General features: G+C 55.9%; 5 protein-coding genes. 3 read left to right on the top strand and 2 right to left on the bottom strand.

The window, feature by feature from the left end; all coding sequences use genetic code 11:
* Positions 1–81: 81 nt before the first annotated feature.
* The 3 genes from smc (at position 82) to QQ91_RS03890 (ending at position 5,589) form a co-directional block, all read left to right on the top strand.
* Positions 82–3,795: a chromosome segregation protein SMC gene (smc, locus tag QQ91_RS03880; protein ID WP_166280281.1), complete on the top strand. Its 3,714-nt coding sequence runs from the start codon at positions 82–84 to the stop codon at positions 3,793–3,795.
* A 183-nt stretch (positions 3,796–3,978) separates the two neighbouring features.
* Positions 3,979–4,875, top strand: coding sequence for an ACP S-malonyltransferase (fabD, locus tag QQ91_RS03885; protein WP_166280298.1), 897 nt, complete (start codon positions 3,979–3,981; stop codon positions 4,873–4,875).
* A gap of 63 nt (positions 4,876–4,938) precedes the next feature.
* Positions 4,939–5,589: a lysophospholipid acyltransferase family protein gene (locus QQ91_RS03890; RefSeq protein ID WP_166280308.1), complete on the top strand. Its 651-nt coding sequence runs from the start codon at positions 4,939–4,941 to the stop codon at positions 5,587–5,589.
* Here QQ91_RS03890 and QQ91_RS03895 read toward each other — a convergent pair.
* Both QQ91_RS03895 and QQ91_RS03900 read right to left on the bottom strand, forming a co-directional pair.
* Positions 5,586–6,038: a peroxiredoxin gene (locus QQ91_RS03895; protein ID WP_166280300.1), complete on the bottom strand. Its 453-nt coding sequence runs from the start codon at positions 6,036–6,038 to the stop codon at positions 5,586–5,588. The two genes, QQ91_RS03890 and QQ91_RS03895, sit on opposite strands and share 4 nt — an antisense overlap.
* 98 nt (positions 6,039–6,136) lie before the next feature.
* On the bottom strand, positions 6,137–6,853 hold a 717-nt coding region (locus QQ91_RS03900), incomplete at its 5' end, for an RNA-guided endonuclease TnpB family protein (protein ID WP_166280302.1).

Genomic DNA, 6,853 nt, shown 5'->3' on the forward strand with positions numbered 1-6,853 from the left:
CCTCCCCTGGGTCCAATCGAGCCAAGAAAGGGAAATGCGCCCAAACCTCTTTGCTGTTGCCCCTTGCCCTAGCCTGAATCAGTGTACGTTAAACAGCTGGAACTGACCAACTTTAAATCCTTTGGGGGAACCACAGCCGTACCCACCCTCAAGGGGTTTACGGTCATTTCGGGTCCCAACGGATCTGGGAAGTCCAATCTGCTTGATGCCATGCTGTTTGCCCTGGGGTTGTCGGGTTCGAAGGGCATGCGGGCTGAGCGACTGCCGGACCTGGTCAACCACAGCCAGGTTAAGCGCGGCCATTCGGTGGTGGAAACAAAGGTCACCGTTAGCTTTGCCCTGGAGCAGTCTGATCTAGACACCCTCGGCGATGACGCCCAGGACTATATTGCTCCCCCTTCAGCCCCCGCTGAGGCGGAGCCTCCCTCCAGGACGGGAGGAAGTGCGGCAGGGGCCACAACGGCGACCGAGGCGGATACGGTCAAGCTTTTGGAGGTTACGGCTCCCCAGCAGAGCGGACCTGAATGGCGCGTGACGCGTCGGCTGCGGGTGACAAAGCAAGGAACCTATACCTCCACCTACGCCATGAATGATCAGCCCTGCACCCTGAGCGAGCTGCATCAGCATTTGAGTCGCCTGCGCATTTATCCGGAGGGCTACAATGTTGTGCTCCAGGGGGATGTCACTGGCATTATCACCATGAATCCGCGGCAGCGGCGAGAAATTATTGATGAGCTGGCGGGAGTAGCGGATTTTGACCGGAAGATTCTCCAGGCACGTGACAAGTTAGAGGGCGTCCGGGAGCAAGAGGAGCGCTTCCGCATTGTGGAACAGGAACTGGTGGAGCAGCGCGATCGCCTGGCTCGCGATCGCCTTAAGGCGGAAAAATATCGGCAACTGCGCGCTGAACTCCATGCAAAACAGCAGTGGGAAGGCGTCCTCGCCCATCGACATCTGGGCACCCAAATTGAGGCCTTAACCCAAACCCTTAGATCAGAGGCGACCCAGCAGACGGCTTTACAAACCCAAATCCAAAGCATGGATCAAGAGGTCACGAGGCTGACGGATCAGCTACGGGTGTTAAATGAGAGTGTGAAGGCCCTGGGCGAGGAAGATCAGCTCAAAATCCAGGGCAAAATCGCCCAATCAGAGGCCGAGCTTCGGCAGCTGGAGCGGCAATACGAGATGGTCCACCAGAATTTACAGGGCTACCATGCAAAGGTCGAGAACCTAGAGCAGCAAATCCTGGGCCACCGGCAGCAGATTACCCAGCAGCAAACTGCTGCGCAGCAGGTCGAAGGGGAAGAAATTCAGCAGCTAACCCAGGCCAAAATGAAGGCTGAACAGGCCCTGGAGGAAATTCGCCGCGAGTCTCAACATCTCGCCAGTTCTGCCGATGCCTGGGTTCAGCAACAGTCGCAGCTGCGCCAGCAGATCGATCAGCAGCGGGCCAACCTAGATCCCCTGCGATCGCAGCAGGTTCAGCTCCAGGAGCGCCGAGAGCAGATCGATCGGCAGCAGCAGGCCCAAAGCATTGAACTCCAGGGCACCGAAGCTGGCATTCAGACCCAGCAGCTACAGCTGACGGAGATTCAGGCAGAGGTACAAGAATCCCTGACCCGGATCCAGTCCCTGGCCGAGGCCGTGGCACAGATCGATCAAGAGGTCACGACCCATCAGCAAACCCTCGAGCGACTTGTCCAAGAACAGCGCGATAAGCAGCGTCAGCTTGATCGACTAGAGGCCCAGGATCAGGCGCAGCAAGAGGCCCAGGGCACCTTCGCCAGTCAGGCCATCCTGAATGCCAAAATTCCGGGGGTCTGTGGCCTAGTGGCCAATCTGGGACGGGTGGAAAAGCCCTATCAGGTGGCGTTGGAAATTGCCGCAGGGGCCAGGTTAGGTCATCTGGTGGTGGAAGACGATCAAGTGGCGGCAGCGGGAATTGAGCTGCTGAAGGCACAGCGGGCGGGCCGGGCCACCTTCTTACCCCTGAATAAGCTGAAACATCCCAAGGACCTGCCAGAATTGGGATATATAGCTGGATCTGTCGGCTACGCCTTAGATCTGATTGATTTTGAACATCGCTATGCGGCGGTCTTTGCCTACGTCTTGGGGAACACGGTGGTCTTTGACTCTCTAACCAGCGCCCGACGCCACCTGGGTCGATTCCGGATGGTGACTCTGGACGGGGATCTCCTGGAACCTAGCGGCGCCATGACCGGCGGAAGCCGCAGTCAGCGATCCTCCCTGAAGTTCGGCACCGCAGCCGTGGGGGAATCTCGTGAGCTTCAGGCCTTGCGCCTTCGTCTGACCGAGATTGATCAGTTAATAGAACCTCTAGAGCAAGCCTTAGCCAAGGGTCAAGCGCAGTTGCGAGAGCGCACCCAGCAGCTGGGGGCAGAGCGTCAGAGGCATCGAGAGGCCCAGATTCGATCTGAGCAGCTTGAGGCAGATTTAACGAAGCTTCTTCAGCGGCGCCATCAGCTTCAAGATCAGGTGCAAACCTACGCCCAGGATGCCTCAGCAGCAACGCAGCGGTTGCTGGAACTAGAGGAATCGTTGCCCCAGCAAGAAACGGCGCTGTCCCAACTGCAAGCCCAATTGGCAGAGTTGGAACAATCCCAGGCCCACGGCGAATGGCAAACCCTCCAATCCCGCCTGCGCCGCCAGGAGACGCAGGTGGCAGAACGGGAGGCGGCGCTACGGGAGGCCCAGCAGCGGCTACAAATTCTGGGCAACGAATGCGATCGCTTCCGTGAGCGGATTAGCCTGGGTGAACAGGAAATTCAAGCGACCCAGCAACAAATTGCCCAGGCGCAAGCCGATCAGCACCACACGTTAGAAAAACAACAGGATTTGGAAGAATCGCTGCTGAAGCTGCGCTTGATCCTGGAGGAGTTAGAGGAAAAAATAGGCGCCCAGCGCCAGGCTCGCGATGCCAAGGAACAGCAGCTGCGCGATCGCAGCGACGCAAAACAGCAGTTAGCCTGGCAGCGAGAGAAACTGGTGGAGGCCATCGCGGTCCATCAAGGCCAATTAACGCAGCTGCAGGCACAGCACCAGGCCCTAGAATCTGAACTGCCCGATCCCCTGCCCGAGATTCCAGAGTCCTTAGGTCTGGAAGAACTGAAGGATCAGCTGAAGCAACTGCAGCAGCGACTAGAGGCAATGGAGCCAGTGAATATGCTGGCCATTGAGGAGTACGACCGCACCCAGGCACGACTAGACGAGTTAACGCAAAAGCTACAAACCCTGGAGCAAGAGCGCACCGAACTGCTGCTGCGAGTGGAGAAATTCACCACCCTGCGGCTGCAAGCGTTCCAAGAAGCCTTTAAGGTGGTGAACGAAAATTTCCAAGAAATCTTCGGATCGCTCTCGGATGGGGATGGCTTCTTGCAGCTAGAAAACCCCGAAGATCCCTTCCAGGGCGGCCTCAATTTGGTGGCGCATCCTAAGGGTAAACCGGTGCAGCGGTTAGCATCCATGTCGGGAGGCGAGAAATCCTTAACGGCTCTGAGCTTTATCTTTGCCCTCCAGCGCTATCGTCCCTCCCCGTTTTACGCCCTGGATGAGGTGGATAGTTTTCTCGATGGGGTCAATGTGGAAAAGTTAGCCAGAACCATTCAAGTCCAGGCCCAAGACACTCAATTTTTAGTGGTCAGTCACCGTCGTCCCATGATTGAGGCAGCCGACCGGACCATCGGCGTGACCCAGGCTCGGGGAACCCATACCCAGGTCATTGGAATGCAGCTGCGTGAGCAAGCTGCGAACGCCCCCGTACCTGCGGAAGCCTGACCTGCCTTTGACGTCTTCTCAAGACGTCTTCTTAAACAGTGGTGGCGCCACCCGGTGCAGCGGGGATCTCAGGGAAGCCGATGCCCCTGTTCTCCCCACCACAAGCTTGAGGGAACTAATTTGTTCAGGGCGACCAAAGCTTGAGACAATACGAAGCTGACGCCAAGTTTTGATCTGGAAAACATGACAAAAATCGCATGGGTCTTTCCTGGACAAGGTTCACAATTTTCCGGGATGGGTCTGGATCTGATCGATCACCCGATCGCGCAAGACCGATTTACCCAAGCTCAAGAGATTTTAGGGTGGTCCGTGCCCCACCTGTGTCAAGCAGCGGAGGAAAAGCTATCCAACACCCTCTACACTCAGCCCTGCTTGTACGTGCTTTCATCAATTCTGGCCGAGCTGCTGCTTCAGAGCCGCGCTGAAGCAGCACCTGCTCTCCTGGCCGGGCATAGTCTGGGAGAGTATGTGGCCTTGAATGTGGCGCAGGTGTTCAATTTTGAGGCGGGCCTGCGTCTGGTCAAGCGTCGGGCTGAGTTGATGAGCCAGGCCTCTGAAGGCACCATGGTGGCCCTGATTGGGTTTAATCGCGAACAGCTCACGGAGATCGTCCATCAAACCCAGAATGTTGTCCTTGCCAACGATAACCATGAGGGACAGGTGGTTCTCTCAGGAACCCAGGAAGCCATTGACACGGTACTAGCCGCCACTAAGGTGAAGCGGAAAGTTCCCCTGAGCGTCAGCGGCGCCTTTCACTCACCCTTGATGACGGCCGCCGCCGCGGAGTTTAAAGAGCTATTGGACTCTGTTGCCTTTCAAACTGCAAAAATTCCGGTCCTTTCAAACGTAGAACCGCAGCCCACCTGCGAGGCCCCACTGCTCAAGGAGCGGTTAGTGCGCCAAATGACTGGCCCGGTTCGCTGGCGAGAAATTGGCCTGGAATTTAATCGCCGGGGGATTGAACAGGTAATTGAAGTGGGGCCAGGAAAGGTGCTAACAGGTTTGATCAAGCGGACCTGTCCAGGAGTGGCCCTCACCAATGTGAGCGATCTCGAAAGTCTCCAGGCGATCGCTCCCTAGGGCAGGAGGAGAACCAGTATGAATCAAGAATCTATGGATCAAAAGTCTGTGGATCAAGAATCTATGGGCCAAGCAGCCATGGGTCGCGAGCCGATCCTTAGCCTGGTCCTGTATCACCTGTTTAAGTGGTCCATCGTGAGTCCAACGCTCCACCTGGCGTTTCGAGGGCGAATCTATGGGGCTGAAACAGTGCCGATGCAGGGTCCCCTCATCGTGGTCTGCAATCATGCCAGCGATTTTGATCCGCCCCTCCTCTCAAATTGCGTCCGTCGCCCGGTCGCGTTTATGGCCAAGGAAGAGCTGTTTAAAATTCCGGTGCTTTCCACCTTAATTCGCTGGTACGGGGCCTACCCGGTGAAACGGGGGAGAGCCGACCGCGCGGCGCTGCGCGCCGCGCAGCAGGCGATCGCCGATGGCTGGGCGGTGGGGTTATTCCTGGAGGGCACCCGCACCCCCGATGGCCGCATTTATCACCCCAAATTAGGGGCAGCCATGATTGCCAAAAAAGTCCAGGCGCCCCTGTTACCCGTTTGTCTGTGGGGAACCCAGCACATTTTAGGCAAGGGACAGTCTTTTCCCAGGCCAGCTCCCGTTACCGTTCGATTTGGGGAACTGATTCCGCCGCCGCCGCCCAGCAGCGATCGCACCGCCCTGGAACAGATCACCCAAACCTGCGCCGATGTGATTAATGATCTGCACCGGCTAGGTCGTTAGAGCGACTTGAGCACCGTCAGGGCATTCTCAATATGCCCCTTAATGTTGAGCTGGGAATTGAACAGGTGGCGAACCGTTCCGGATTGATCAATTACATAGGTAACCCGCCCTGGCAAGAGTCCGAAGGTGGCCGGGACACCGTAGAGCTTTCGCACTTGATTATTGCGATCGCTCAACAGTTCAAAGGGCAGTTGATGATTCTGGGAAAATTTTTGGTGCGACTCGACCGAATCTGCGCTCACGCCAATCACCGCGGCCCCAGCCTCCTGAAACTCTTGGTAGGCGTCCCGGAAGCTACAAGCCTCCTTCGTGCAGCCCGGCGTGTCATCCTTGGGATAAAAATAAAGCACCACTGGCTTTTCCTTCAGAATTGCCTTGAGATGCACCGGCTTGCCATTTTTACCGGGAAGGGAAAAATCAGGGGCACTGTCCCCCACGTTTATGGACATATTTAGGAAAAACTCTGTTTACAAGCAAATATTACCTAATTTCTTGACAACTCCCCGCCTTAAGAAGGACGGGGATTCTTCCTTCATTGCAGTTGCTATCAGCGCGAAGGCCCATCAAGTCTTACACTCGCTCCAGAAGCTTCAACCGCAAGCCCTGCGGCAAGAATGTTTTGTGCTGCATTGATATCCCTTTCGTGATGGGTGCCACATTCAGAGCATTTCCATTCACGGACCGACAGGGGCAGCTGATCAACCATGTGACCGCAATGCGAGCAGCGCTGAGAACTGGGAAACCATCGGTCTATTTTGATCAGCTTGCGTCCGTACCATCCGGCTTTGTATTCAAGCTGCCTGACCAATTCTCCCCAGCTATAATCGCTGATGGCTCTTGCCAGTTTGCGGTTCTTCACCATGTTTTGCACGGCCAAGTCCTCAACCACAATCACTTGGTTATCGCGTATCAGTTGAGTCGTCAGTTTGTGCAAAAAGTCTTGTCTCGAATCCTGAACCCGAGCTTGAATCCTGGCAACTTTCAAGCGTGCTTTGGCTCGATTCTTCGAGCCCTTCAACTTCCGAGACAAAGCCTTTTGAGCTTTTCGCAATCGTTGATAGAGCTTATTGATGTGTCTAGGATTGGCAACTTTCTCCCCAGTGGAGAGCGTTGCCATGCTGGTGATTCCCAAATCAATCCCAATCTTGCTATTGCATGGCTTCAAGGGCTTGATTTCAGGCTCATCCACCAAAATCGAGACGAACCATCTCCCCGCCGCATCCAACCTCACCGTGACAGTGGACGGTATGCAATGTTTGGGGAT

The sequence above is a fragment of the Lyngbya confervoides BDU141951 genome (assembly GCF_000817775.3).
Taxonomy (GTDB): domain Bacteria; phylum Cyanobacteriota; class Cyanobacteriia; order Thermosynechococcales; family Thermosynechococcaceae; genus Lyngbya; species Lyngbya confervoides.